Source organism: Limnohabitans sp. TS-CS-82, assembly GCF_002943475.1.
This window is the reverse complement of sequence record NZ_PTQX01000017.1, coordinates 22,719-47,815: the sequence shown is the minus strand read 5'-3', so window position 1 is coordinate 47,815 and position 25,097 is coordinate 22,719. Positions and strand designations below refer to the sequence as shown.

27 protein-coding genes are annotated in these 25,097 nt (G+C 56.0%); 10 read left to right on the top strand and 17 right to left on the bottom strand.

All coding sequences use genetic code 11. From position 1 onward, the window contains the following. Nucleotides 1–4: 4 nt before the first annotated feature. Entirely contained in the window at nucleotides 5–733 is a 729-nt protein-coding gene (locus C5F52_RS25065; RefSeq protein WP_104801102.1) for an ABC transporter substrate-binding protein, read from the bottom strand. Between the two features lie 53 nt (nucleotides 734–786). On the opposite strand from C5F52_RS25065, the gene queE reads away from it, so the two are divergent. Genes queE through C5F52_RS25035 form a run of 6 tightly spaced genes read left to right on the top strand, consistent with a single transcriptional unit; the run spans nucleotide 787 to nucleotide 4,908 of the window. After that, nucleotides 787–1,422: a 7-carboxy-7-deazaguanine synthase gene (gene queE, locus C5F52_RS25060; RefSeq protein WP_104801101.1), complete on the top strand. Its 636-nt coding sequence runs from the start codon at nucleotides 787–789 to the stop codon at nucleotides 1,420–1,422. Continuing rightward, nucleotides 1,419–1,790 (top strand): 6-carboxytetrahydropterin synthase, encoded by a 372-nt coding sequence (locus C5F52_RS25055; protein WP_104801100.1) that lies wholly within the window; start codon nucleotides 1,419–1,421, stop codon nucleotides 1,788–1,790. Before queE ends, C5F52_RS25055 begins: the two co-directional genes overlap by 4 nt. A gap of 2 nt (nucleotides 1,791–1,792) precedes the next feature. Then, nucleotides 1,793–2,488 (top strand): haloacid dehalogenase type II, encoded by a 696-nt coding sequence (locus C5F52_RS25050; RefSeq protein ID WP_104801099.1) that lies wholly within the window; start codon nucleotides 1,793–1,795, stop codon nucleotides 2,486–2,488. Beyond that, entirely contained in the window at nucleotides 2,488–2,892 is a 405-nt protein-coding gene (locus C5F52_RS25045) for an RNA-binding S4 domain-containing protein (RefSeq protein WP_104801098.1), read from the top strand. The genes C5F52_RS25050 and C5F52_RS25045 overlap by 1 nt, the downstream gene beginning before the upstream one ends. Before the next feature lie 31 nt (nucleotides 2,893–2,923). Further along, the gene (locus C5F52_RS25040) at nucleotides 2,924–3,634 is read left to right on the top strand and encodes a YebC/PmpR family DNA-binding transcriptional regulator (protein ID WP_104801097.1); all 711 of its coding nucleotides are present in this window, start codon (nucleotides 2,924–2,926) and stop codon (nucleotides 3,632–3,634) included. Nucleotides 3,635–3,642: 8 nt separating this feature from the next. Further along, complete coding sequence (locus C5F52_RS25035) at nucleotides 3,643–4,908, top strand: Hsp70 family protein (RefSeq protein ID WP_104801096.1); 1,266 nt, start codon at nucleotides 3,643–3,645, stop codon at nucleotides 4,906–4,908. 65 nt (nucleotides 4,909–4,973) lie between these two features. Here the strand turns inward: C5F52_RS25035 and C5F52_RS25030 are convergent, their stop codons facing one another. The 12 genes from C5F52_RS25030 to C5F52_RS24975 all read right to left on the bottom strand — a co-directional run bounded on the left by C5F52_RS25030 (nucleotide 4,974) and on the right by C5F52_RS24975 (nucleotide 16,255). Continuing rightward, on the bottom strand, nucleotides 4,974–6,011 hold the full coding sequence (locus C5F52_RS25030; protein ID WP_104801095.1) for a TRAP transporter substrate-binding protein: 1,038 nt from the start codon (nucleotides 6,009–6,011) through the stop codon (nucleotides 4,974–4,976). 23 nt (nucleotides 6,012–6,034) lie between these two features. Beyond that, the gene (locus C5F52_RS25025) at nucleotides 6,035–7,357 is read right to left on the bottom strand and encodes a TRAP transporter large permease (RefSeq protein ID WP_104801094.1); all 1,323 of its coding nucleotides are present in this window, start codon (nucleotides 7,355–7,357) and stop codon (nucleotides 6,035–6,037) included. Further along, entirely contained in the window at nucleotides 7,354–7,869 is a 516-nt protein-coding gene (locus tag C5F52_RS25020) for a TRAP transporter small permease (protein ID WP_104801093.1), read from the bottom strand. Before C5F52_RS25020 ends, C5F52_RS25025 begins: the two co-directional genes overlap by 4 nt. 141 nt (nucleotides 7,870–8,010) lie before the next feature. Next, nucleotides 8,011–8,781, bottom strand: a complete 771-nt coding sequence (locus C5F52_RS25015) for a class II aldolase/adducin family protein (RefSeq protein WP_104801092.1) — start codon at nucleotides 8,779–8,781, stop codon at nucleotides 8,011–8,013. A gap of 33 nt (nucleotides 8,782–8,814) precedes the next feature. Next, nucleotides 8,815–10,284 (bottom strand): NAD-dependent succinate-semialdehyde dehydrogenase, encoded by a 1,470-nt coding sequence (locus C5F52_RS25010; protein WP_104801091.1) that lies wholly within the window; start codon nucleotides 10,282–10,284, stop codon nucleotides 8,815–8,817. Nucleotides 10,285–10,300: 16 nt separating this feature from the next. Further along, entirely contained in the window at nucleotides 10,301–11,107 is an 807-nt protein-coding gene (gene hpaI, locus C5F52_RS25005) for a 4-hydroxy-2-oxoheptanedioate aldolase (RefSeq protein WP_104801090.1), read from the bottom strand. An 11-nt stretch (nucleotides 11,108–11,118) separates the two neighbouring features. Further along, entirely contained in the window at nucleotides 11,119–11,940 is an 822-nt protein-coding gene (gene hpaH / locus C5F52_RS25000) for a 2-oxo-hept-4-ene-1,7-dioate hydratase (protein ID WP_104801089.1), read from the bottom strand. Between the two features lie 3 nt (nucleotides 11,941–11,943). After that, nucleotides 11,944–12,399, bottom strand: a complete 456-nt coding sequence (locus C5F52_RS24995; RefSeq protein ID WP_104801088.1) for a 5-carboxymethyl-2-hydroxymuconate Delta-isomerase — start codon at nucleotides 12,397–12,399, stop codon at nucleotides 11,944–11,946. Between the two features lie 16 nt (nucleotides 12,400–12,415). Next, nucleotides 12,416–13,342, bottom strand: a complete 927-nt coding sequence (hpaD, locus tag C5F52_RS24990) for a 3,4-dihydroxyphenylacetate 2,3-dioxygenase (protein ID WP_104801087.1) — start codon at nucleotides 13,340–13,342, stop codon at nucleotides 12,416–12,418. Between the two features lie 2 nt (nucleotides 13,343–13,344). Next, nucleotides 13,345–14,802, bottom strand: a complete 1,458-nt coding sequence (hpaE, locus tag C5F52_RS24985) for a 5-carboxymethyl-2-hydroxymuconate semialdehyde dehydrogenase (RefSeq protein ID WP_104801086.1) — start codon at nucleotides 14,800–14,802, stop codon at nucleotides 13,345–13,347. Nucleotides 14,803–14,825: 23 nt separating this feature from the next. After that, entirely contained in the window at nucleotides 14,826–15,593 is a 768-nt protein-coding gene (locus C5F52_RS24980; protein ID WP_104801085.1) for a fumarylacetoacetate hydrolase family protein, read from the bottom strand. Next, nucleotides 15,590–16,255, bottom strand: a complete 666-nt coding sequence (locus C5F52_RS24975; protein WP_201747089.1) for a fumarylacetoacetate hydrolase family protein — start codon at nucleotides 16,253–16,255, stop codon at nucleotides 15,590–15,592. The genes C5F52_RS24980 and C5F52_RS24975 overlap by 4 nt, the downstream gene beginning before the upstream one ends. Nucleotides 16,256–16,436: 181 nt before the next feature. Here C5F52_RS24975 and hpaR point away from each other — a divergent pair, with 181 nt between their 5' ends. Beyond that, on the top strand, nucleotides 16,437–16,886 hold the full coding sequence (hpaR, locus tag C5F52_RS24970; RefSeq protein WP_104801083.1) for a homoprotocatechuate degradation operon regulator HpaR: 450 nt from the start codon (nucleotides 16,437–16,439) through the stop codon (nucleotides 16,884–16,886). 3 nt (nucleotides 16,887–16,889) lie between these two features. Here hpaR and C5F52_RS24965 read toward each other — a convergent pair whose 3' ends face one another. Beyond that, the gene (locus C5F52_RS24965; RefSeq protein WP_104801200.1) at nucleotides 16,890–17,573 is read right to left on the bottom strand and encodes a helix-turn-helix domain-containing protein; all 684 of its coding nucleotides are present in this window, start codon (nucleotides 17,571–17,573) and stop codon (nucleotides 16,890–16,892) included. A gap of 100 nt (nucleotides 17,574–17,673) precedes the next feature. On the opposite strand from C5F52_RS24965, the gene C5F52_RS24960 reads away from it, so the two are divergent. Next, complete coding sequence (locus C5F52_RS24960; RefSeq protein ID WP_104801082.1) at nucleotides 17,674–19,569, top strand: FAD-dependent monooxygenase; 1,896 nt, start codon at nucleotides 17,674–17,676, stop codon at nucleotides 19,567–19,569. Between the two features lie 78 nt (nucleotides 19,570–19,647). Here the strand turns inward: C5F52_RS24960 and pobA are convergent, their stop codons facing one another. Continuing rightward, nucleotides 19,648–20,832, bottom strand: coding sequence for a 4-hydroxybenzoate 3-monooxygenase (pobA, locus tag C5F52_RS24955; protein ID WP_104801081.1), 1,185 nt, complete (start codon nucleotides 20,830–20,832; stop codon nucleotides 19,648–19,650). A 137-nt stretch (nucleotides 20,833–20,969) separates the two neighbouring features. On the opposite strand from pobA, the gene C5F52_RS24950 reads away from it, so the two are divergent. Then, nucleotides 20,970–21,752: an IclR family transcriptional regulator C-terminal domain-containing protein gene (locus C5F52_RS24950; protein ID WP_104801080.1), complete on the top strand. Its 783-nt coding sequence runs from the start codon at nucleotides 20,970–20,972 to the stop codon at nucleotides 21,750–21,752. Here the strand turns inward: C5F52_RS24950 and otnI are convergent. Further along, entirely contained in the window at nucleotides 21,736–22,572 is an 837-nt protein-coding gene (gene otnI, locus C5F52_RS24945) for a 2-oxo-tetronate isomerase (RefSeq protein WP_104801079.1), read from the bottom strand. The two genes, C5F52_RS24950 and otnI, sit on opposite strands and share 17 nt — an antisense overlap. Before the next feature lie 144 nt (nucleotides 22,573–22,716). Then, nucleotides 22,717–24,069 (bottom strand): NAD(P)H-dependent oxidoreductase, encoded by a 1,353-nt coding sequence (locus C5F52_RS24940; protein ID WP_104801078.1) that lies wholly within the window; start codon nucleotides 24,067–24,069, stop codon nucleotides 22,717–22,719. Between the two features lie 109 nt (nucleotides 24,070–24,178). Between C5F52_RS24940 and C5F52_RS24935 the strand changes: the two genes are divergently transcribed. After that, nucleotides 24,179–25,087: a LysR family transcriptional regulator gene (locus C5F52_RS24935; protein ID WP_104801077.1), complete on the top strand. Its 909-nt coding sequence runs from the start codon at nucleotides 24,179–24,181 to the stop codon at nucleotides 25,085–25,087. Nucleotides 25,088–25,097: the final 10 nt, after the last annotated feature.

The window sequence follows — 25,097 nt, the reverse complement described above, 5'->3', positions numbered from 1 at the left end:
TTTGTTAATTAGCCAAAGGTGCAAGTGTCGCACCTTCGATGCGGTGACGCGCCATGGCTTGGGCCACCACACCTGTGGCTTTCATGTCTTCCACGAATTGGTGCAAATAGGTGGCCGCTGCTTCGCCACGGCTCTTGGGCAGGCCCATGGCTTGCGAAATCACCATGAAGTGGCCGGGCAACATGCGCAAGCCGGGAATGCGTGGCAACTCGGCTTCGAGCTGGGGCTTCACCCCCGCGGCCACATCGTGGCCGTGATCTAAAAAGTAGCTCACCACTTCGGGCGAGGTGGGGCTGCGTACCAACTGAGCATGTTTGATTTCGCGGCTCAGGTACAGGTCGTAAGCACTGCCCTTGCCCACCACCACGGTGTGTTGAGCCTGATCAACCTCATCATTGCTGTGCAAAGGTGAATCTTGCTTGACCATGTACGCGCCTTCAATCAGCACATAGGGCGCTGTAAAGGCAATGGCAGCACCGCGCAGCGGGTCGATGGCGAAAAAGCCCACATCGGCCGCTTCGCCAGACACGGCTTCCACCGATTTGCTGGCAGCTTCAAACACCACCAGCTTCAAGGGCACGCTCAAGCGCTGCGCCAGTTGGGTGGCCAGGTCAATCGACACGCCCTCGGGCTCACCCGTGTCAGGGTGGCGGCGGGCAAGAATAGGGTTGCCCACGTTGATGGCGACGCGAAGTTCACCGGTGGGTGCGAAGGTTTGAGAAAGGTGGGTCATGCCCCAATTGACCCACAAAAAGGTGACACGTAACTTGCTGCGAAAATAGCGGGATGACGTACAGCGTGAAAGAAATGTTCTACACCTTGCAAGGTGAAGGCGCCAATGCCGGGCAACCCGCCGTGTTTTGCCGTTTCGCCGGTTGCAACCTGTGGAGCGGCCGCGAAGAAGACCGCAGCACGGCCATTTGCCAGTTCTGCGACACCGACTTTGTGGGCACCGATGGCACACACGGCGGCAAGTTTGACAACGCCCAAGCTTTGGCTTCTGCCATTGCCAGCTTTTGGCCTGCCAGCGACACCCAGCACCGCTTTGTGGTGCTGACCGGTGGTGAGCCCTTGCTGCAAGTGGACGAGGCCTTGGTCGACGCCCTGCACGCGCAAGGCTTCACCATTGCGGTGGAAACCAACGGCACGGTACAACCACCCAAAGGCATTGACTGGCTGTGCATGAGTCCCAAGGCAGGCAGCCAGCGTGTGGTGGAAGCCGGTCAAGAACTCAAGCTGGTGTTTCCGCAAGTGGGTGCAGAGCCCGCGCTGTATGAATCTTTGAACTTCGAACATTTTTATTTGCAACCCATGGATGGGCCCAACGCATCAGCCAACACCGCGGCTGCCGTGGCCTATTGCCAAGCAAACCCCCGCTGGCGTTTGAGCGTGCAAACCCATAAGTTGATTGGCATCCGATGACCTACGAACTCAGCCAGCGCTTCTACTTTGAAGCCGCACACACCCTGCGCCGCAAAATTGATGCAGAAGGCAGCCTACGCATCCACGGCCACACGTATCATGCCGAAGTGACCCTTGCAGGCAAGCCAGACCCCGAGTCCGGCATGATGATGGACCTTGGTTTTTTGCGCCAAGAGGTCGACAAAGTGCGCGAGAAGCTCGACCACCATTTCCTTGACGAAGTGGCAGGCCTCGGCCCCGCCACTTTAGAGAATCTGTGCGCTTTCATCTACAACGACCTGAAAGCCACGTTGCCCAACATCCGTCGCATCAAGATTGAGCGCCCCGCCAGTGGCGACACCTGCTGCTTGCTGCCCAACGAGGACTGAGCATGGCCATCCAAGCGGTTGTGTTCGATGCCTATGGCACTTTGTTTGATGTGTATTCGATCGGGGCTTTGGCCGAGCAGTTGTATCCGGGCCAAGGCGCGGCCATCTCGGTGCTGTGGCGTGACAAGCAGATTGACTACACGCGGCTCATCACCATGTCTGACCCGCACCGCGCAGAAGGCAGCCGCTACTACCAATCGTTTTGGGACATCACGCGCAGTGCCTTGCTCTACACACTCGAACGCTTCAAGTTAGACGCCAAGCCCGAACACGTCGACGCCTTGATGGGCCAATACGCCAAGCTCACGCCCTTCGCTGAAAACTTAGACGTGTTGCAAAGTCTGAAAGAGCGTGGCATCACCACCGCCATTCTGTCGAACGGCAGCCCTGAGATGCTCAGCACTGCGGTATCGAGTGCTGGCATGGCCGATTTGATTGACCATGTCATCTCGGTTGACCCGATTCGCCTCTTCAAAACTTCGCCTGAAGCGTATGGCTTGGTGCAACAAACCATCCAAGCCGAAACACAAGACATTTTGTTTGTGTCGAGCAACGGCTGGGATGCACTGGGTGCTACTTGGTTTGGCTTCACCACGCTGTGGGTGAACCGCCAACACATGCCTTTTGAAGCCATCGGCCCCAAGCCCACTTACACCGGCCACGACCTGAAGCGCGTGTTGGACGTGTTCAACCACTGATGGACAGCCTGCGCATCGACAAGTGGCTGTGGGCAGCACGCTTCTACAAAACACGCAGCCTCGCGTGTGATGAAGTGACCAAACACCGCGTGCAAATCAACGGGCAAGATGTCAAGCCTGCACGCGAAGTAAAGATTGGCGACACCCTCACCGTGCGCCAAGGCAACATCACTAAAACTATCGTCGTCAAAGGCATCAGCGCCGCACGTGGCCCCGCGCCCGTGGCGCAACAGCTTTACGAAGAAACGCCAGAGAGCATCGCGCTGCGCGCAAAACTGGCCGAACAAAACCGCATGGCCGCAGAGCCTGCGCACAGCATTGAGCACGGCCGGCCCACCAAGCGCGACCGTCGACAAATCGAACACGCATGGGACGAGCGCTGGAGCGCGAGTACCGACCACTAAACACTAATATAAAACTCAAAGGAATACGCATATGGGCGCTCAATGGAAAGCCAAAGGCAAAGACTTAGCCGCCAACGCCAAAGGCCGCATGTTCGGCAAACTCGCCAAGGACATCATGGTGGCTGCACGCAACGGCGCAGATCCAGCTGCTAACTCGCGTTTGCGCATGGTGATGGAGCAAGCCCGCAAGGTGTCTATGCCCAAAGACACACTGGACCGCGCCATCAAAAAAGGGGCGGGCCTCACAGGTGAGTCGGTGCAATTTGAACGTGTGATTTATGAAGGCTACGCGCCTCACCAAGTGGCAGTTATGGTCGAGTGCTTGACTGACAACGTCAAGCGCACCGCCCCTGAAATGCGATTGCTGTTTCGCAAAGGGCAGCTCGGCACATCAGGCTCAGTGTCATGGGACTTTGACCACATCGGCCTGATCGAAGCCGAACCCACTTCACCCGACGCAGACCCCGAAATGGCCGCCATCGAAGCAGGCGCTCAAGATGTGGAAGCGGGTGATGAGGGCTCCACGGTCTTCATCACCGAACCCACTGAGTTGGACTTGGTTAGCCGCGCCCTGCCCGCGCATGGTTTCAATGTGCTGTCGGCCAAGCTCGGCTACAAGCCAAAGAACCCTGTCGACCCAGCCAACCTGAACCCAGAAGCTTTGGAAGAAGTCGAAGCCTTCCTCTCTGCGATTGACGACAACGACGATGTGCAAAACGTCTATGTGGGGCTGGCAGGTTAATTTCGCGCATGACAGTAGCAACACAGGATGGCCTTGGCACCTTAGGCATTGATTTCGGCACCTCCAACTCCGCCATCGCTTGGGCATCGGCTCAAGGTACAGCCCAACTCATCCCCTTAGAGGGCGATGCACTGGCCATGCCCACGGCTGTGTTTTACAACGCCGAAGAAGGCAGCACGCACTTTGGCCGCGAGGCCGTCACCCATTACCTAGAGGGCACAGAGGGCCGCTTGATGCGCTCGCTCAAAAGCTTGCTTGGCAGCCCGCTACTAATGGAGACCACGGTCATCAACAACCAGTTGGTGAACTTCTCCGACATCATCACCACCTACTTGGCCGAGTTACGCAAGCGTGCTGCACAACACCTTGGCGCTGCACCCACGCGTGTGGTGATGGGTCGACCTGTGCACTTTGTGGATGAGGATGCAGCACGTGACGCACAAGCCGAAAGTTCGTTGCGCCAAGCGGCTGAAGCCGTGGGCTTCACAGACATTGCGTTTCAACTCGAACCCATCGCTGCCGCACTGGACTATGAGCAACGCCTCACGCGCGAAACCACCGTGCTGGTGGCCGACATCGGTGGTGGCACATCTGACTTCACCGTGGTGCGCTTGGGGCCAGCGCTGATGCACAAGCCCAACCGTGCCGACGATGTGCTGGCCACCACCGGCGTGCACATTGGCGGCACCGACTTTGACCAAAAGCTGAGCCTCGGACAAGTCATGCCCTTGCTGGGCTATGGCCACTTAGGCCCCGACAAGCGCGAAGTACCCAATCGCGTGTTCTTTGATTTGTCCACCTGGCATTTGATCAACTGGCAGTACCAGCCCAAAGCCCTGGCACAAGCCAAAACTCTGCAAGTCAATTACAGCGATGTGCGCTTGCACGACCGATTGATGCGCGTGCTGACCGAGCGCTACGGCCACCACGTGGCACACGATTTGGAGCAAGCCAAGATTCGTTGCTCACAAACCAACAGCGACACAGCAATAGACCTGTCTTATCTCGAAGCCAACTTGGTCGCATCACTCAGCACCGCCGAACTACACGCGCACTTGGCACAGCTGCTGGCCAGCACTGTGGCGTGTGCACGCGATTGCGTGCAACGTGCAGGCCTCACACACGGCAAGCCCGATGCCATTTACCTCACGGGTGGTTCATCGGCGCTACGCACGTTTCAGCAAGCGCTGCAAACTGAGTTTGCGGGTGTGCCCTTGGTCGAAGGCGATTTGTTTGGCGGCGTGGCCTCGGGCTTGGTTTACAGCCGCCACTGACTCACACAACACACAAATAAAAAATGGGGCCGCGAACGGCCCCATTTTGTTGCGCGAAAAACGCTTTACTTGCCTGCAGCGTGCTTGGCAATCAAAGACTTTGCACCATCGAGCATTTGCTTGCCGTTGTGGCCTTTGGCGTTCATGTCTGACACCCAGGCATCAAACAAAGGTTGTGACAACTTTTTCCAGTTCTCCAACTCAGCCTTTGGAATCACGTTGGTCGTGTTCTTGGTGGTCAGCTTCTTGCCTTCCGCATCAGCCTCGAAGAACGCCTTGCCTGCCATACCCGACAACGCTTGACCACTGTTGCGGTCAATCACTTTCTTCAGCTCAGGCGACAACGAGTCGTACTTGGCTTGGTTCATCGCGAAGATGAACACAGAGGTGTAGAAGGCTGGCTCAGCTGGGTCAGTCTCAGAGTGGAACTTCACCAACTCTTGAATCTTCACCGCGGGCACCACTTCGTAAGGCACCACAGCACCATCGATCACGCCTTTGGACAACGCGTCACCCACTTGAGGCACTGGCATGCTCACAGGGGTTGCGCCCAACATGGCGATGAACTTGTTGGTGGCACGTGTCGGAGCGCGCAGCTTCACACCCTTCAAATCAGCGGCAGTGCGGATGGGCTTGTTGACCATGTGAAACACGCCGTCACCGTGGACGTGGTAGGCCAGCGCTTTGACGTCTTTGAACTCAGCTTTGGCATATTGGTCCACGTAGTCCCACACCGCTTTGCTGGTGGCTTCTGGGCTTTGCATCATGAAGGGCATTTCAAACACTTCCACCGAGGGGAAGCGGCCTGCTGTGTAGCCAGGCAGTGTCCACACCACGTCAGCCACACCGTCACGTGCTTGTTCAAACAACTGAGGGGGCGAGCCACCCAATTGCATGGATGGGTAAATCTGGCACTTCATCTTGTTGTTCGACTCTTTGGCGATGCGGTCACACCAAGGTTGAATGAACAAGGTTTGTGCGTAGGACGAAGCGGGCAAGAAGTGGTGCACTTTGAGCGTCACTTCTTGGGCCGATGCTGCTTGTCCTAAGGCTGCTGCGGTGAACGCGGCAGCGGCTGCAACTTTGAGAAAACGAGTCTTCATTTTTGTCTCCAGGTTATAAAAATTTAAGTCAACAAATGCACCAACCACAACGAGATGGCTGGGAACGCAATCAACAACGCCAAACGAATGCCGTCTGTGATGAGGAACGGCACGACACCCTTGTAGGTCTCGACCATGGGCACATCTTTGGCCAAGCCATTCATGATGTACACGTTCAAACCCACGGGCGGGAAGATCATGCCAATCTCACACACGGTGAGGATCAGGATACCAAACCACAAGGCCTTGTCGGAAGGATTCAAACCAAAGAAGTCCATACCCAAAATCACGGGGAACAAGGTGGGCACGGTCAGCAAGATCATGGACATCTCATCCATCACACAACCGAGGATGATGTAGAAAATCATGATGCCTGCCATCACCACCAACGGTGAGATCTGCAAATGACCCACCATGTCGGCCAACTGCGCTGGCAGTTGCGACAAAGCCAAGGAGGCGTTGATCATGTCAGCACCAATGAAGATCAAGAAGATCATGCCGCTGGTTTGCGCCGTGGTGCGAATAGACGCCACCAGTTTGTCAAACGTCATCTCGCGACGCAGCAAGGTGATGGCAAAGGTCAACACGTTACCAATGGCCGCACCTTCGGTCGCGGTGAACACACCGCCGTAGATGCCACCAAACACCACCAAAAAGATGGCAGCAATGGGCCACACGTTCAGCGCTGTTGTCATCAGCTCGCTGGCTGTGGCTGCTTTGGCTTGAGGCGCTTGGTCAGGGTGGATGCGAACGATCACCGCGATGGCGATCAGGTAACCCACAGCCGCGATCAACGCGGGGATGTAGGCAGCCAAGAACATCTTGGTGATGTTCTGTTCAGTCAAGATGGCGTAGACCATCAACGTGACAGACGGTGGCAACAACACCCCCATCGTGCCGCCCGTGGCCAACGCCGCAGTGGCGAGTCGGCCCGAGTAGTTGATGCGGCGCATTTCTGGATAAGCCACTTGCGCGATCGTGGCAGTGGTGGCCACGGTCGAACCCGAGATGGAGCCGAAGGCCGCACACGCCAACACACCCGCCATGGCCATGCCGCCTTTGAAGCGACCGAGCAACGCATTCGCGAAGTCAAACAAGGCTTTGGACAAGCCGCCGTGTACGGCAAACGCACCCATCAACATGAACAAAGGAATGACCGACAAGTCGTAAATCGACACACGGCTGTACACCGCGCCCTTGAGGTGCGACATCAAAGGCAACCAGCCGGACAAGGCCATGTAGCCCAACGCGCCTGGCACAAACATAGAAATCGCGATAGGCACGCGAACCGCCATCAGCACCAACATGGCGCCAAACATGGACAAGCCAATACTCATCGTGCTCATACGTTTTCCTTCTCAATCAAACCGAAGTGTTCCAAGGTTTGAACCAATCCAATGACGGTACACAGCACCAAGCCTGGCACCATCAACATGTAGGGAATCCACAGTGGCAAGGCCATCAACATGGAGGTTTCTTGGTTGGCCTTGATGTCAATGCCGCCCACAGCCACACGCCAAGCGATCAAGCCCATCACCAGCGTGTACAGCAAAGTACCGAACCCATCCAATTTGGTTTGGGTCTCTTGCGAGGCATGGGTCGTGAAGAAGTCAACAATGATGTTGGCGTTGCGAAACTGTGTGTAGGGCAAGAAAGAAGCCACCACCACCGCGCAACCCAATTGCACCAGCTCCACATCGCCCAAAATGGGATGCGAAAAGAAGGCACGTCCTACAACGCTCACCACCGTGACAGAAGCGATGGCAACCAACACCAAGCCACCAATGGTGGCACTGGCATCGCACAAAAGCTCTAGAACACGGTCAACGCCAGAGCTTGGCGCTTTGCTTTCACTCATAAGTTCTCCTCAATTATTTTTTTATATTTCAGTCCCCTATTTTGGCTAGGGTCTGCCAATTGGTCCATGAATTTACGTTCTATCAGTTATTTGATTTTTGCATACCCCATTACTGGCTATGCAAAATCAGAAAACCTCTATTTACCCGCGGTAACTTGGATCAATCCGATCGACGATGCGCTGCAATGCATCAAATGCATCTTGCCCACCGCCAAATTTGGGATCGAAGTTCAAAGAATCGCGCACACAGTTTTCAAGCACGGGCACAGGAATGGGCAAGGTCTCGCCCATGGATTGAGACGCCAGCTGCACCTCGCATGCGCGGTTGACCAGCCACATCAATGAAAAAGCATTGGCCAAATTAAACCCAATCGTCACGGGCCCGTGGCTGCGCAAGAGCAACACCGGCATGCCTTGTGAACTGTCCAGAATGCGCATGCCCTCGTCCAGATGGACGGTGATACCTTCAAAGTCGTGGTACGCGATTTTTCCGTACAGCTGCGCCGCGTAAAAGTTGGTGAAAGACAAACCCTCTTTCAAACAACACACCGCTTGCGTGGCGGTGGTGTGCACATGCATGACGCAATGCGCATTGGGCACACGCGCATGAATCGCACCGTGGAACGTGAAGCCCGCAGGATTGATCGGCCAGTCAGAATGACCCATGATGTTGCCGTGCACATCCACCTTCACCAAGTTGGAGGCACACACTTCTGAGTAGTGCAAGCCAAAGGGATTGATGAGGAAGTGTCCGTCTTCACCGGGCACGCGCAATGAAATATGGTTGTAGATCAACTCGGTCCAACCCAAGTGATCGGCAATGCGATAAGCCGCTGCGAGTTCAACGCGTGCGGCCCACTCGGCCTCGCTGAAGCGCTCGGGGCGGGGATAGGTTGTTTCAAACTTGCTCATTTTTGTCTCCTTGCCTCTTCTTATGACGAGAGGTCAACGTGCGCCAACGCCACCCAAACAGATGTATTTGGTGTCCATGTATTCCTCAATGCCCTGGTGTGAACCCTCACGCCCCATGCCTGACTGTTTGACACCGCCAAAGGGGGCCACTGCCGTCGAAATGACGCCTGTGTTCACACCCACCATGCCCGCTTGAATAGCCTCTGCCACGCGCCACACTCGGGCCATGTCATTGGCATAAAAGTAAGCGGCCAAACCAAACTCGGTGTCATTGGCCAAGGCAATGGCCTCGGCTTCGGTGTTGAACTTGAACAGCGGTGCCACAGGGCCAAAGACCTCTTCGCTGGCAATGCGCATGGCGGTTGTCACATCCCCCAAGATGGTGGGTTCGTAAAACGTGCCACCCAAGGCGTGGCGTTTACCACCGGTCAGCACGCGTGCGCCGTGTTGGACGGCATCGGCCACCAAGTCTTCTACTTTGGCCAAGGCGTCTTCGTCAATCAAGGGGCCTTGTGCGGCCCCCTCGTCTAAACCATGGCTCACCTTCAGCGCTTGCACAGCCGTGGCGAGCTTGGCGGCAAAGGCGTCGTACACACCGGCTTGGACCAACAAGCGGTTGGCGCACACGCAGGTTTGGCCGGTGTTGCGGTATTTCGACGCGAGCGCACCTTGCACGGCTTCGTCCAAGTCGGCATCGTCAAACACAATGAAAGGCGCGTTGCCGCCTAACTCCAACGACATCTTCTTGAGCGTGGGCGCACACTGCGCGGCCAAGATTCGACCCACTTCGGTGGAGCCCGTGAAGGTCAGTTTGCGCACCACAGGACTGGCTGTGAGCACGCCACCAATTTCACGCGCATCACCTGTGATGACGCTGAACACACCAGCAGGAATGCCTGCACGTTGCCCTAACTCAGCCATGGCCAACGCCGACAACGGCGTTTGCTCGGCGGGCTTCACGATGATGGCGCAGCCTGCGGCCAAAGCGGGCGCCACTTTGCGCGTGATCATCGCTGCGGGAAAGTTCCACGGCGTGATGGCGGCGCACACGCCCACGGGCTCGCGCGTGACCAAGATGCGTTTGTCTTGCCAAGGCGACGGCACCATCTCGCCATACACACGACGTGCTTCTTCGGCAAACCACTCAATGTAAGACGCGGCATAGGCGATTTCACCTTTGGCTTCTGACAAAGGCTTGCCTTGCTCGCTGGTCATGATGAGCGCCAAATCATCTTGGTGCGCCAACATCAATTCGTACCAACGTCGCAAGATGCGCGCGCGGTCTTCGGCGGTGCGCAGTTTCCATTCGGCTTGTGCTTTGGCCGCACCATCAATCGCCAGTTGTGCCAGCGCTTTGCCTGCATTGGGCACGGAAGCAATGTGCGAACCATCCGCGGGGTTCAAGACAGCAATCGTGCTGGCATTGCTGGCATCTACCCATGAACCGTTGATGTAACACTGTGACTTGAGCAGATCAGTGTCTTTGAGTTGGAGCGTGTGCATGTGGGGGAATTTCGTTTCAATAAACTTTGGGGGAGTTGTCGGTCACGGCGTTGCGTGGCCCTTTGAATGCAGCCGCTAACTCTGTGGCCGTTCGCACCAGCAACGTGGTGTCCACACCCACGGCCACAAACTGCGCACCTGCTTCGAGATACATGTGGGCCATTTTTTGATCGGCCATCAAGATGCCAGCGGCTTTGCCTGCGGCACGCACAGTGGCAATGCCTTGCACAATGGTTTTCACCACCTCAGGATGTGCAGGTTGGCCGCGGTAGCCCATCGACGCCGACAAATCTGCGGGGCCGAAAAACACACCATCGACGCCATCAACCGACGCAATGGCTTTGAGGTTTTGCACAGCCAAACTGGTTTCGGCTTGCACCAGCAAACACATTTCGTCGTCGGCTTGTTTGAGGTAATCGGTCACTTGGTTCCAACGCGAAGCACGTGCCAACGCAGCCCCCACACCACGAATGCCATGGGGTGGGTAGCGCATGGCCTTGACCATCAACGCGGCTTGCTCGGGCGTGTCAATCATGGGCACCAACAAAGTTTGTGCGCCCACATCCAAGTACTGCTTGATGAGTGCCACATCGCCTTGCACGGGGCGCACGACAGGGTGCACGGGGTAAGGCGCCACGGCGCGCAGTTGTTCGAGCACGGTGCGCACATCGTTGGGTGCGTGTTCGCCATCGAGCAGCAACCAATCAAAGCCGCAACCGGCCAAGGCTTCGGCCACATTGGCGTCAGCGAGGCCAACCCACAAACCAATTTGACTTTGGCCTGCTTTGAGCGCGTCGCGGAATGTGTTTTTGGTGATTTGCATGGTGCGTCGCCTTACACAAAACGGAATTGCAGTTGACCCAGATCACCGTAGTCAGCATCAAACACGTCACTGGCTTTGGCGGGCACGGGCTTGGTGAAGGAACCAGCCAACACGATTTCGCCCGCCTTCAAATACTCATCCCAAGGGGCCAGCTTGTTGGCCAACCAAGCAATGCCCACGGCGGGGTGGCCTTGCACGCCTGCCGCCAAACCGGTTTCTTCCACCACGGTGTTCAAACGCAAAATTGCACCGCACCAAGGCAAGTTGGTGGTGAGTGGATCCACGCGCTTGGCGCCCAGCACGATGCCAGCGTTGGCGGCGTTGTCGCTGATGGTGTCAAACACTTTGCGCATCACTTTGGTGTGACGGTCAAACTGTTCAATGCGTGAGTCGATGATTTCAATCGCAGGCGTCACGTACTCGGTGGCGTCTAACACTTGCTCAACAGTGACGTTGGGTCCCCGCAAATCTTTCTTCAAGATGAACGCCAACTCCACCTCGACACGGGGTGCGATGAAGTTGTGCATGGGGATGTCCAACACCTGACCTGGGGTGCACTCGTAACGCATGTAGTCGAGCAAGGTGCCGTAGTCGGGCTCGTCAATTTGGCTGGCTTGTTGCATGGCGCGACTGGTCAAACCAATTTTGTGACCAATGACTTGGTGGCCTTCGGCGTATTGCAGTTGCATCCACGCACGGTTGATGCGGTAGCCGTCTTCGATGGTCATGCCGGGAAAACGTTTGGAGAAGTGCTCAATTTGCACGCGTGATTTTTCAGACTGATGCAGCTCTTGCGCCAGTGCTTGAATTTGGGCTTCGGTGAAAACAGACATCGTTCAGTTCTTTTGAAACAAAGGGTGAATATTGCTGTGCTTGGCGTCAAACACTTCGGAGCCCACATCGATTTGCAAGGTGATGCCGATGTGGCGTTGTGCCATGACGGGGGCAAAAAATGCCTTGGCCACTTCGACCAAGGTTTGTCCAGCGCGCTGCTGTGTGGCTTCGCTTCGGCCTTTGCCCATGCGCACGTTGAGGTACACAAAGGCATAGTCGCCAGAGCCGCCGTGTGGGTTGCCTTCAAACTGCGCCGCCGCTTGCCCTGCTGCGCCACCATCGGCCACGGCATAGTGCGGCGCTGGATAGGCCAACACGCGTGTGCCCCCTGTGGGGAACACTTGTTTGTCGGTTTCGTCTTTGACGGTCAACATGGCGTCAGCCATTTGACGGCACAAAGTCGTCATGTTCACTTCCGCATCGAGCTGGCCGGTGTAAAGAATCACAAGGTGTGGCATGGCGTTCTCGCAAACATCACAAACGTGAACTGATGGCGGTGTAGCCATCCGCGCTGCTGGCCACGGCTTTGGGCACCTGAGCGCCGTCTTGCGGTGTCACATCAAAAATGGCATTGAGCTGGCCTGTGCCACTCGCGCCGAAGTACGGCGTCACGATGTCCGCCTCACCGTCATAGGCCGTCCAACCAAGTGCACCCATCAACATGGCGGTGTCGTGCATGAAGCCTTCGCCGTGGCCTTTGCTGGCGTACTCGGGCAGCATTTCGCAAAAGGCTTTCCATTCGCGGTTATGCCACATTTGCAGCACTTGCTTGTCGAGCTGCTCCAGGAACGGGCTCCAAATCTTGTGCGCAAACTCTGGCGCCAAACCGTTTTGTGCAAAGCGATGGCTGAGTGAACCGCTGGCCAAAAAAGCCACCTTGCCGTCGTAATGTTTTTCCACGGCTTCGCGCATGGCCCAGCCCAGACGAGCGCTGTCGTTCAGGTAATGCACCATGCACAGCGCAGAGACCGACACCACTTTGAAGTGCTGGTCTTCGTTCATGTAGCGCAGTGGCACCAGCGTGCCGTACTCAGGGTCGAGTGTGGTGTTGTCGTGCGCGAGTGTTTCCACGCCCTGCTCGTTGGCGACCTTGGCGAGCAGGTGGCCCAGCTCGGGGTTGCCTGGTGCCTCAAACGCCATGTGATTAATAAAGTGGGGCAATTCGTTGCTGGTGTAGTTGCCCTTGAAATGCGGCGCGCAGTTGATGTGGTAATTCGCATTGACCAGCCAATGCGTGTCAAACACCACCAAGGTGTCCACACCCATTTCGCGACAGCGACGGCTGATTTCTTTGTGGCCATCAATGGCGCTTTGACGTGTGCCAAAGCGCGGACCTGGCTGCTCGCTCAGGTACATGCTGGGCACGTGTGTGATTTTGGCGGCTAATGCGAGTTGGCCCATGATCAAACTCCCCAGTGTGGAATGTGGTGGCTGCCCATCGACACGGCCACGTTTTTGGGTTCGCAAAACACTTCGTAACTCCAAGTGCCACCTTCGCGACCTGTGCCGCTGGCCTTGGTGCCACCAAAAGGTTGGCGCAAATCACGCACGTTTTGGCTGTTCACAAAGCACATGCCTGCTTCGATGGCGGCGGCCACGCGGTGGGCTTTGCCAATGTTCTCGGTCCACACATAGCTGGACAAACCGTACTCAATGTCATTGGCTTGGCGGATGGCATCGGCTTCGTCGGTGAACGGAATCAAACACGCCACGGGGCCAAAGATTTCTTCTTGCGCAATGCGCATGCGGTTGTCCACGTCGGCAAACACTGTGGGGCGAACGAAATTGCCTTTTTGCAAATGCGCGGGCAACTCGGGTGCATCCAAACCACCACACAAGATGGATGCGCCTTCTTTTGTGCCCAACTCGATGTAGCTGCGCACCTTGGCCAAATGGCCTTGGCTGATCATGGGGCCAATGATGGTTTTGTCATCCAAGGGATCACCCACCACGATGCGTTTGGCACGCTCGGCAAACTTGACGGCGAAGTCGGCATAAATGCTCTTTTGCACCAAGATGCGGCTGCCTGCGGTGCAGCGTTCGCCGTTGTTGCTGAAGATCATGAAGATGGCTGCGTCCAAAGCGCGATCGAGATCGGCATCTTCAAAAATCACAAACGGTGATTTGCCTCCGAGTTCCATGCTGAACTTTTTGAGGCCCGCAGCTTGCACAATGCGATTGCCCGTCACGGTAGAACCTGTGAAAGAAATGGCACGCACATCGCGGTGCGCACACAGCGGCTCGCCAGCTTCTTTGCCGTAGCCATGAACCACATTCAACACACCCGCAGGCACGCCGGCCTCAAGGGCCAACTCACCCAATCGGGCTGCGGTCAGAGGCGATAACTCGCTCATCTTCAACACAGCCGTGTTGCCAAATGCCAAACAAGGCGCCACTTTCCACGTGGATGTCATGAATGGCACGTTCCAAGGGGAAATCAAGGCGCACACGCCCACGGGGTGGAACAAGGTGTAGTTCAGATGCGTTGGCGTTGGGTAGGTGTGGCCATCCACACGCGTGCACATTTCAGCGAAGTAGTAAAAGTTATCGGCAGCGCGTGGCACCAACTGTTTGCCTGTTTGGCTGATGGTTTGGCCTGTGTCTTTGGTTTCGGCTTGTGCGATCTCGGGCACGTGCTTGGCAATCAAGTCACCCAGATTGCGCATGATTTTTGCGCGCTCAGTCGTGGGGCGTGCAGCCCACGCTGGAAATGCATCTTTGGCTGCTTGCACGGCAGCATTGACTTCCACGGAGGTGCCGCTGGCAACTTCAGCCAAGACCTCTTGTGTCGCTGGATTCACCGTCTCAAAGTACTGGTTGGCGCTGACGGCTTTGCCGTTGATCAAGTGTTCGATACGCATATGCTTCTCCTACATCCAAAAAATTAACGACCAAACGTGGCATCTGCCACGATGGTGTTGACCAGCCGACCGATGCCGTCGATTTCGGTGACCACTTCGTCACCCACGTTGACATTGACCACACCATCCGGCGTGCCCGTCAAGATCACGTCCCCAGGGTTGAGCGTCATGAAGCCGCTCAAATATTCAATCAAGGTTGGAATATCCGAAATCAAATCAGCGGTGTTGCCTTGTTGTGTGACCACCCCGTTGACCAACGTGCGCAGCGACAACGCGTGTGGATCAGCCACATCTGCGGCATCCACAAACCAAGGCCCCAACACCGTGCCGCCATCGCGGTTTTTCACGCGCAAGTTGGGACGGTAGTAGTTCTCTAAGTAGTCGCGGATCGCATAGTCATTGGCCACGGTGTAGCCTGCGACGTATTGCATCGCGTCTGCACGTTTGACGTTCTTGGCCGTTTTACCAATGACGACGGCCAGCTCGCACTCGTAGTGCATGAAGGCAATGCCTTCAGGGCGACGGGTTTGCGCACGATGGCCAATCAAAGAGCTGCGACCTTTGAGAAACGCCAGCGGTTCGTCTTTGGCGGTGACCGTCAACTCTTTGGAGAGTTCTTTCACATGGTCTGCATAGTTCAAGCCCAAAGCGATGATGGTGCCCACCTCAAAAGGCGGCAACCAAACCACCGCGTCTTCAGCGACCACGCGGCCATCGGCCAACTTCAAACCTGCAGGGTGCTCGTAGGCTTCATGAATGGCGCCGCCATAAGCTACTTTTGCGCGATTCATACCAACTCCTCCGCGACCAATGTATTTTCAATTTGACCCACGCCAGCGATGCTGACGGTCACGCGTTGCCCCGCATGTGCGAGGGGTGCATTGGCAGAGATGCCAATGCTGAGAATGTCACCCGGATGCAAGGTCATGAATTCTGTGACGTCCGCGAGTAACTGAGCCACCGAACGGATGCGATCACCCGTGTGCGTGTGTTGCACCACCACGCCATCAATCGCCACGGTCATGGCGAGTGCGTCAGGGTTGGCCACCGCCGCACGCGGCACATAGGCACCCATGGGGCAAAAACCATCACGGCATTTGAAGCGCATGGAGGGGCGATAAAACGAGTCATGCGGCACGCTGATGTCGTTCAACACCACATAGCCAGCCACGTGGTTCAACGCATCCGCAACGCTGACCTTAGAAGCCACGCGGCCAATGACCAACCCCAACGTTGCCCCCATTTGCAGCTCGGGCGCATCCGATGGCACCACCACCGCATCGCCACTTTGGGCCCAGGTATTGCGTGGCTTGATATACAGAATCGGTGCCTTGGGTGGCGCCTTGTAGGGCGCCACATTCACCTGATCACCCAAAGCCGCCAAGGCTTCGCGATGGTTCAACAATGTGCCGTACACAGTGCCCCCGTGGGGCATTTGAAAAATATTCGACATGGTCAATTCTTTGAGGTGATGCATTTTGCTAACATGTACGTAATTTAAACACTCACTTATTAGTAAGTCAATCCAACTTGGATGATTTTTTCATCAGTGTTATCCCTAGATTGCCTTCCGCCCAATCCTCAGGCTCGTCTTGAATTCGGTACAGTTCGCTCGGTCAACCTGATTTAAACCTATGAAAAGCCCGCTTCGGCATAAGAATTTGCCCCACCTCCTCCTGCAATCAAGGGAAGCCTTGATGAGCCGTTTTCGACCTGTGCTGAATCAGCACGGCGTGACCGAGCAGCAGTGGCGAATTCTGCGTGTGCTGCTGGACGAAGATGGCTTGGAGCCGCGTCAGTTGTGCGAGCGTTGCTTGATTTCCAGCCCCAGCATTGCCGGGGTGCTGATGCGCATGGAAGAAGCTGGGTTGATCAAACGTGAACGCATGGAACACGATCAGCGACGCGTCAAAGTGACCGTCACAGCAGCCACGAAAAAGCTGGGCAAAAGCATCGCCCCCATCATCGAGCGCGAATACCTAGAGCTTGAAAAGAAAGTGGGCGTCAAGCAATTGCAGCAGGTGTATGACACGCTCGACACCTTGCTGCAAAACCTCGACAGCCACGAAGAAATCGGCGACTGACGGTTAGCCCATCACCGCGCAAATGCGATTCGCTGCCGCCGTGAGCGCCTTGGCCACCTTGGCCACGTTCACCTTGTGCGGTATGTAAAGCACCGCAATCGCAGCGGGCTGACCACTGGAGAGATGCAGGGGCGCCGCAATGGACGCAATGCCATGGATCACCTCGTTTTCACTCACCTCAAAGGATTGCGGTGGGAATTTTTTGGGCTTTAACAGCGACTGAATCACCTTACCCGGAGCGCCCTGCCCCACGGCATGCCGACTACCTGGCTTCTTGCCCAAGGTTGTCTCTAAGTTTTTAGGTTCTGCACTGCTCAACGTCACGGCGAATTCACCGTCATAGGCCACCAAAAAAGCAGTCATCTCCAACGCCTCGGCAATGGCTGCGAGTTCAGGGGCTGCTGCCGAACGCAAGTCTTTGGCAACGCCACGCGCAAGGATGGCCAGCTTAGAACCGACGATGAGTCCACCCGACACATCGCGTTCGACAAAGCCACTCTGTTCCAACGTCTTGACAAGGCGGTAGCCCATGGAGCGGTGGATGTTCAACTGCTGCGACAGCGCCGCAACGCTGATGGGCTCAGGCACGCTGCCAATGATTTCTAGCGCAGTCAGACCTCGCGCCAAGGTCTGAGAGCCGCCATCTGCTTTGGACTCACGGGAATTCACGGTTTGTAGTTTTGTCATCAGGTCACCCATTGAATGCTTGCGTTGAATGTCATGCCTCGGTTAGACTATCTCTATATTTGACATTATGTTGCAATTATAGAGACAAAGGAGACCACTCATGCAATTCCACCATCGCGGTTACGTTTCAGAAAACCCCCGCATCAAACCGGCCGCCGGCCACGGCATCAACCGCCCAACAGAGATTCCTGATGAGATGGATGTGCTCATCGTTGGCACAGGCCCCGCCGCCGTGACCGTTGCGGCACAGCTCGCCCATTTCCCCAGCATCAACGTGCGCGCCATCGAGCGACGCGAAGGCCGTTTGACACAAGGACAAGCGGACGGCATTCAGGCCCGATCAGTCGAAACCTTCCAAGCATTTGGCTTTGCCAATGCCATCGTGGATGAGGCCTACCGCAACGTCGAGATGTGTTTTTGGAAGCCCGATGAGAAGAACCCCGAAAACATTGTGCGCGTCTCGCGCGTACCCGATGACGCCCATGGCGTGAGTGAGTTTCCACATATCTATGTGAACCAATCACGTGTCTTAGATTACTTCTTGGGTTATGCAGAACAAGCCCCGGGCAAGGTTCTGCCCGATTACGGCGTTGAATTTGTCGACTTAGAAATTGACGAGAGCCATGACTACCCAGTGGCGGCTCGCATCAAATACATCGCAGGCCCACGCCAAGGCGAAGTACGCACCGTGCGTGCCAAATATTTGGTGGGCGGCGATGGTGCACGCAGCAACGTGCGCACCGCACTCGGGCACAAGCTAGAAGGCGATGCCTCACTGCATGCCTGGGGCGTGATCGACGTGCTGTGCAACACAGACTTCCCAGACTTTCAGGTCAAGTGTTCTATTCAGTCACACAGCTCAGGCAACATCCTGTTGATCCCTCGTGAAGGTGGCTACCTCTCACGCTTGTACGTTGATCTCGGCAATCTTGATGAGAACGACGCGGGTGAAATTCGCAAAACCAGTCTTGATGAAATCATCCGTCGCGCCAATGCCATCTTGCATCCCTACACCTTGGATGTGAAGAGCATTGCTTGGTGGTCGGTCTACGAAGTGGCGCATCGCGTGACCACAGGCTTTGACAATGTCCCTGCGGATCGCATCGGTCAGCAACATCCTCGCGCGTTCATCATGGGCGATGCGTGTCACACACACTCGGCCAAAGCTGGCCAAGGCATGAACGTGTCAATTCAAGACGGCTGGAACCTGTCTTGGAAACTCGCGGCGGTGCTTGAAGGCCGTGCACCTGCATCACTGCTCGACACGTATTCGTCCGAGCGTCGCGTGATTGCACAAGACCTCATCAACTTCGACAAAGAGTGGTCCACACTCATGGCCCGCCCTGTCGAAGAATGGAATGACCCGCAAGACTTGGCGCGTTGGTACGAGAAAACGATTGAGTTCCCCATGGGATTCATGACGCAGTACCCCAAGAACCAGATCGTTGCAGGCCTTGAGCACCAACATTTGGCAACAGGTTTTCCGATTGGCAAACGTTTCAAATCCACCGAGGTGATGCGACGCGCTGACAACCGTTGGCGCCACCTGGGCCACTTGCATGAGGCCGATGGCCGCTGGCGTGTGTATGTGTTTGCAGATGGCGCAGCACCGGCAAACTCAGGCACGCCCACAGCCGACTTCGCACAATGGTGGCTGAACGACGCAGAGTCACCTCGCGTCAAGTACACACCGCACAACAGCGACACAGATGCTATTTTCGACACCAAGGTGATCTACCAACAAGACTACACCCAGGTGGAGCCAGGCGATGTGCCTGCGGTGTTCAAGCCCATCAAAACACCGTTTGGTCTTGTCGATGTGAATCAGATCTTTGCATCAGGCCATGGGCGCGACATCTTCCGTGATCGCGAAATCCATCAGGACGGCGCCATCGTCATCGTGCGCCCAGATCAGTATGTGGCAGGCATCTTCCCGCTCAGTGCACGCCATGAACTGAAGACGTTTTTCGCGCAACACATGTTGCCAGCGAAGTAAGGTCACACAACAGTTCTTGAACTGAAAAAAAGCCTGATGGGTCAACCATCAGGCTTTTTCATTGGGGCTCTGCTGAGCTTATTCGCCAAAATTCAGTGGCAAGCCCACATAGTTTTCAGCCACCGTGCGCGAACCTGACTCGCTGTGGATGAGGTAATCCAACTCAGCCTCTTGGAACTTCTGACCAATCTCACCTTGATCTGGGAAGCGGTGCATCAAGCTGGTGAACCACCAAGAGAAGCGCTCTGCACGCCAGATGCGCGCCAAACAACGGGTGGAGTAATGGTCAATGCCTGCGTGTGATTTTTCGATGCACGCCTCAATCAGTGCATCTGACAAATACTTCACATCAGTAGCGGCTAAGTTCAAACCTTTTGCACCTGTCGGTGGCACGATGTGGGCGGCGTCCCCTGCCAAGAACAACGTACCAAAGCGCATGGGCTCAGTCACAAAGCTGCGCAAAGGGGCAATGCTTTTTTCAATGCTTGGGCCAGTCACCAAGTTGTCGCGCGCTTCGGGGTCCAAGCGGTTACGCAACTCACCCCAGAACGCGTCGTCACTCCACTGCTCCACTTTGTCGGTCAGCGGCACTTGCAAGTAGTAACGGCTGCGTGTGAGGCTGCGCTGTGAACACAGGGCAAAGCCACGGGGGCTGTTGGCGTAAATCAATTCTTCGTGCACAGGTGGTGTGTCGGACAACACACCCAACCAACCGAAGGGATACACCTTTTCAAACTCTTGAATCGACTTGCGCGGCACGCTGGCACGGCACACACCGTGGAAGCCATCGCAACCCGCAATGAAGTCACACGAGATGGTGTGGCTTTTGCCGTCCTTGCTGTAGCTGACGCTGGGGTGGTCGCTGTCAAAGTCGTGGATCTGCACATCGTCGGCTTCGTAGATCGAGGTCAAGCCAGCCGCTTGGCGTGCATCCATCAAATCGCGGGTGACTTCGGTTTGGCCGTAGACCATCACTTTTTGACCACCTGTGAGGCCGGCCAAATCGATGCGGTGACGCTCGCCTTTGAACAGCAAATCAAAGCCGGTATGCTCCAAGCCTTCTTTGTTCATGCGTTGGTCAACGCCCGCCTGAGCCAACACGTCCAAGGTCACTTGCTCCAGCACGCCCGCACGGATGCGGCCCAGCACGTAGTCTGGGCTTTGACGTTCCAAAATGATGGCATCCACGCCCGCCTTGTGCAGCAGTTGCCCCAACAACAAACCCGAAGGGCCCGCACCCACAATCACCACTTGTGTACGCATGTCTCAAATCCTTGTGTGTTTAGAAGTGCCGTGAGATTAAAGGCGTATTTGATTTAACGCAAAGTCCAACAGGCAATCATGCGCGGTGATTAGAATGATTGCACGATCATCGCGCAACCTACCCACAACGAAGCACCATGAACAAAGCTGACTGGATTGAAGGCATGGCCCGTGGCATGGCCGTGTTAGAAAGTTTTGACACCGAGCGCCAACGCCTCAACGCGACGCTCACAGCACAACGCACCGGCCTGACCCGTGCAACCGCACGCAGGCATCTGCTCACACTCACCCACTTGGGATATTTGGAAACCGATGGTCAGTATTACTGGTTGTCCGCCAAAGTGCTGGGGTTTGCGGGGAGTTATTTGTCAGGTGCTCGATTGCCGCGCGCGGTTCAGCCCACCTTGCATCAGCTGAGCTTGGCCACGCAACTGTCGTGCTCTGTCGCGGTGCTGCAAAACGATGCGGTGATCATCGTGGCAAGAGGTATTTGGCAAGGACCAGACTTGTCCATCAAAGCCAGCCATAACGTACTGGCCTACGGCCTGCATGTGGGCACACGCTTGCCCGCGCATGCCACATCGACGGGTCAAGTGTTGCTGGCCAACTTGACACCGCCAGAGATGAAAGCATGGCTAGAGATCAATCCATTGAGCCGCTTAACGGCGCACACGGCCACACAGGTGAAAGACTTGAAACAAAAACTCAAGCGCATCGCCAAGCAAGATTACTGCTTGGCGACACAAGAGCATGAATTAGGGGTTGACGCTTTGGCTGTACCGCTGCGCAATCAGCGTGGCGACACGGTGGCTGCGCTGAACTTGGTGCGTTCAGGCGCAGCCCCCAACGCACCAGATTTAGCAACGCGCTGGCTGCCTTTGCTGCAACAAACCGCGCAAGCCCTCAGGCCGTTGATTTGAGCAGCCAGTCAAGACCACGCGAAGTCCCGCCACTGCTTGTGTCGGCTGGTATGTATTCACAACCAATCCAGCCATTCCAATTGGTGTCAAGGCTGATGCGATCAATCAGCGCGAACACATGAGCCCAGTTGACTTCGCCTGTACCTGGCTCGTGACGGCTAGGTGCATCCGCGATCTGAAAATGTCCCACCCGAGCTGTGGGCAGATATTGACTGATCTTGGTTGAAAGGTCGCCTTCAACGATTTGGCAATGGAAAAGATCCATCTGAACTTTTAAGTTCGGCGCGTTCACCGAATCAAGAATGGCATGCGCATGGTCTTGGCGTTGCAAATGAAAGCCAGGAATGCTGCGTGAATTGATGGGCTCGATCATCAAGTCGCAACCCACTTTGGCAGCTTGTTCGCTGGCCCACTTGAGGTTGCCAATGAGCGTTTGGTCTGCCTGCGTTGCACTCAAATCTGCGGGGCGTACACCAACCATGGCGTGGATGCGAGGACAGTCCAACACCTCCGCATAAGCCAGCGCCAGCGACAAACCAGCCTGAAACTCAGCCTCACGTCCGGGTAGACATGCTGTGCCACGATCTCCCGACTCCCAACAACGCTGCGCATCATCTGAGGTCATGCCACCAGGCGGGGTATTGAAAAGCACTTGCTGCAGGCCGTTGCCTTTCAGGCGTGCTGCCAATTCAACAGCGGGATAGGCATAAGGAAAAAGATATTCCACAGCATTGAAACCATCCTTCGCTGCGGCCTCGAAACGTTCGAGAAAAGGCAGATCCGAATACATCATGGTCAGGTTGGCAGCAAAACGGGGCATGGTTATTCCTTGAATGTGTCTTACCAGCGAGCACCAAAGGTGGTGCGCAGCTCTAACGTATGAAACCAATGTACCCGCTTCCAAAACCCCAAACGAGCTGGGATAGATCGTCACTGAAGGCGGTTGTTGGTCACTTCAGAAAGGTCACGCTTTCATTTCCTTGCGAAACACAGCCTCTTGTTCGCGTCTAAAAGCCACGGCCTGTTGGGTCGCGTCAAACGCCACGTCATTCCAGGTCACGACTTCGCCAGCCGCAATGTCGCGCTTGAGAGTCATGTTGTGCGCCAAGCCAATCGGCAAGGCATTCAGTCGCAAAGAGTCCTCGGTTTGCATCAACTTGCCGTAGACCGTGAAGCCGCCTTCACCATCCAGCTTTTCGCCCTTTTTAAGCGCACGTTTGGCTGTCGCGCCGACATCGCCGCGCCACTCACCGGTTGCGCCCGTTGCCTCTTGACGCACAGCGATGCTCGCCACTGAGATGCCCAGCTCTAAACCGATCAGGTGATAGGGCTTGTACATCGCCGCGTACTTCCCCGTCGAATCGGTTTTGAGGCCGTATTGCTGGAAGCAATCCATCACATATTTGCTCGGCGCTTCAAAGACCGCATACACGCCCCAACGCAAATCACGGAAAACGGGGCGACCATCTCGCTCAATTGAGGACACCACTTCCACCATGCCCTTTTGCGCCAAGATGCCACCGTCAGAACGCGGACGCAGGATGTGCGGCAAATCATCAACACCACAAGGCGGAAAGTACAAACCATCTTTGGGGGGCGTCAGCTCGCAGCCATTGGCAACCGCTGCCATTTCAAGCGCGGACTTGGTGCCGTCCAAGAAACTGTTGAACATCTGCGCATTGAAGTCCCCGCCCGCCACCTGATCTGCATTGAAGCCGTAGTGGCCCCAGACGGTATCGGGGGTGCTCTGGTGGTAGATGGGCAGGTATTTGGTGCCCTTGCCAGCGCACACCACCTCCATGCCAATGGTGCGTGCCCAGTCCACCATTTCTGCAATCAAGGCAGGCTGATCGCCAGAGGCCATCGAATAAATGATGCCTGCCTCTTTGGCGCGACGTGCCAACAACGGCCCAGCCAACACATCGGCTTCCACGTTCACCATGATGATGTGCTTGCGATGCTCACAGCACAACAAAGCGTGCGCAATGCCAGCGGCAGGACTACCCGTGGCGTCAATGACGATGTCCACATAGTCGCTGGCAATGACCGAAGGCGCATCGTCTGTGATGAATGTGCTGCCGTCTTTGGCAGCTTGCGCCAGCGAGGTGGCCGCGAAGCGAGGAGACTCCCAGCCCACACGCGCCAGCGAAGCACGCGCCCGGTCGGGCGACAGGTCAGCGACAGCGACCAAATGGATACCAGGGGTGCGCGGTGCCTGTGACAGGTACATCGAGCCGAACTTGCCAGCACCAATGACCGCCACGCGCACGGGGCGGCTCTCAGCCGCGCGTTTCTTGAGTTTTTGAATCAACGACATGCCTATCTCCTTTGGTTTTTCTACGCTTTGAACAACTGAGCGCGAAGATACATCACATTTTTTTGCACGAGAATATGTATTCTCTCAACCTGTCTGTGCACAAATTCACATGAGCAACTTTGACTGGAACAACTTGCAATCCTTTCTCGCCATGGCGCGTGCGGGTCGACTCACCGTTGCCGCACGCCGCATGGGGGTTGACCACTCGACACTGAGTCGTCGCATCAGCGCACTCGAAGACGCGATGCACGTCAAGCTGTTTGAGCGACGACCGGAGGGATTTGCCCTGACACCAGAGGGCGAAGCATTGCTGGGTGATGCGGAAGAAATCGAGTCTCTGACGGTTCGCATGGGTGCACGACTACACGCGGACACATCGAAATTAACAGGCAACGTGAGGATGGGGACGCCCGAGGGATTTGGTACCTATTTCCTCGCCCCGCAGCTTGCACATCTGAGCCACAAACATCCAGACCTGAACATTGAACTGGTGGCCAACCCACGGTCATTTAGCCTGTCCAAGCGCGAAGCCGATATTGCCATCAGCATGGCTAGACCCAACCAAGGTCGCGTCTATGCACGCAAACTCATTGACTTTGGATTGGGCGTTTACGCCAGCCGCAACTACTTGGCGTCGCACGCACCGATTACCACGCGACAAGATCTGCTCGCACACGGTTGGATCGGGTATGTCGAGGATCTGATGTGGACTTCGGAGCTGGATTACTTACCCATGGTGGACCGCAACATCCAACCAAAGCTACACATCTCCAACGTCATCAGCCAATTGACGGCGATTGAGGGCGGTGCTGGACTGGGTGTTTTGCCTCACTTCATGGCACGACAGTCACCTGTGCTGACACGTGTTTTGCCGACGGAGATTCATCTGACACGTGCGTACTGGCTCATCACACACCCTGACACCCACAACCTAGCGCGCATCAGAGCATGCTGTGATTTTTTAACTGAACAAGCGTTCGCACGCGGCTCGGATTATTGGATGAGCGAATTGGCTTAATCGTTGTCAA

Bases quoted from the DNA above. Each gene is read 5' to 3' on its own strand.
- pobA (WP_104801081.1), bottom strand. From the start codon at position 20,832: ATGCGTACACAAGTGGTGATTGTGGGTGCGGGCCCTTCGGGTTTGTTG.
- C5F52_RS24980 (WP_104801085.1), bottom strand. From the start codon at position 15,593: ATGAATCGCGCAAAAGTAGCTTATGGCGGCGCCATTCATGAAGCCTAC.
- C5F52_RS24960 (WP_104801082.1), top strand. From the start codon at position 17,674: ATGCAATTCCACCATCGCGGTTACGTTTCAGAAAACCCCCGCATCAAA.
- C5F52_RS25025 (WP_104801094.1), bottom strand. From the start codon at position 7,357: ATGAGCACGATGAGTATTGGCTTGTCCATGTTTGGCGCCATGTTGGTG.
- queE (WP_104801101.1), top strand. From the start codon at position 787: ATGACGTACAGCGTGAAAGAAATGTTCTACACCTTGCAAGGTGAAGGC.
- hpaD (WP_104801087.1), bottom strand. From the start codon at position 13,342: ATGGGCCAACTCGCATTAGCCGCCAAAATCACACACGTGCCCAGCATG.
- C5F52_RS25065 (WP_104801102.1), bottom strand. From the start codon at position 733: ATGACCCACCTTTCTCAAACCTTCGCACCCACCGGTGAACTTCGCGTC.
- C5F52_RS24940 (WP_104801078.1), bottom strand. From the start codon at position 24,069: ATGTCGTTGATTCAAAAACTCAAGAAACGCGCGGCTGAGAGCCGCCCC.
- C5F52_RS25040 (WP_104801097.1), top strand. From the start codon at position 2,924: ATGGGCGCTCAATGGAAAGCCAAAGGCAAAGACTTAGCCGCCAACGCC.
- C5F52_RS25030 (WP_104801095.1), bottom strand. From the start codon at position 6,011: ATGAAGACTCGTTTTCTCAAAGTTGCAGCCGCTGCCGCGTTCACCGCA.
- C5F52_RS24950 (WP_104801080.1), top strand. From the start codon at position 20,970: ATGAACAAAGCTGACTGGATTGAAGGCATGGCCCGTGGCATGGCCGTG.
- C5F52_RS25055 (WP_104801100.1), top strand. From the start codon at position 1,419: ATGACCTACGAACTCAGCCAGCGCTTCTACTTTGAAGCCGCACACACC.
- hpaI (WP_104801090.1), bottom strand. From the start codon at position 11,107: ATGCAAATCACCAAAAACACATTCCGCGACGCGCTCAAAGCAGGCCAA.
- C5F52_RS24965 (WP_104801200.1), bottom strand. From the start codon at position 17,573: ATGACAAAACTACAAACCGTGAATTCCCGTGAGTCCAAAGCAGATGGC.
- hpaE (WP_104801086.1), bottom strand. From the start codon at position 14,802: ATGCGTATCGAACACTTGATCAACGGCAAAGCCGTCAGCGCCAACCAG.
- hpaR (WP_104801083.1), top strand. From the start codon at position 16,437: ATGAAAAGCCCGCTTCGGCATAAGAATTTGCCCCACCTCCTCCTGCAA.
- C5F52_RS25015 (WP_104801092.1), bottom strand. From the start codon at position 8,781: ATGAGCAAGTTTGAAACAACCTATCCCCGCCCCGAGCGCTTCAGCGAG.
- C5F52_RS25010 (WP_104801091.1), bottom strand. From the start codon at position 10,284: ATGCACACGCTCCAACTCAAAGACACTGATCTGCTCAAGTCACAGTGT.
- C5F52_RS25045 (WP_104801098.1), top strand. From the start codon at position 2,488: ATGGACAGCCTGCGCATCGACAAGTGGCTGTGGGCAGCACGCTTCTAC.
- C5F52_RS24995 (WP_104801088.1), bottom strand. From the start codon at position 12,399: ATGCCACACCTTGTGATTCTTTACACCGGCCAGCTCGATGCGGAAGTG.
- C5F52_RS25035 (WP_104801096.1), top strand. From the start codon at position 3,643: ATGACAGTAGCAACACAGGATGGCCTTGGCACCTTAGGCATTGATTTC.
- otnI (WP_104801079.1), bottom strand. From the start codon at position 22,572: ATGCCCCGTTTTGCTGCCAACCTGACCATGATGTATTCGGATCTGCCT.
- C5F52_RS24975 (WP_201747089.1), bottom strand. From the start codon at position 16,255: ATGTCGAATATTTTTCAAATGCCCCACGGGGGCACTGTGTACGGCACA.
- C5F52_RS25020 (WP_104801093.1), bottom strand. From the start codon at position 7,869: ATGAGTGAAAGCAAAGCGCCAAGCTCTGGCGTTGACCGTGTTCTAGAG.
- C5F52_RS24935 (WP_104801077.1), top strand. From the start codon at position 24,179: ATGAGCAACTTTGACTGGAACAACTTGCAATCCTTTCTCGCCATGGCG.
- hpaH (WP_104801089.1), bottom strand. From the start codon at position 11,940: ATGTCTGTTTTCACCGAAGCCCAAATTCAAGCACTGGCGCAAGAGCTG.
- C5F52_RS25050 (WP_104801099.1), top strand. From the start codon at position 1,793: ATGGCCATCCAAGCGGTTGTGTTCGATGCCTATGGCACTTTGTTTGAT.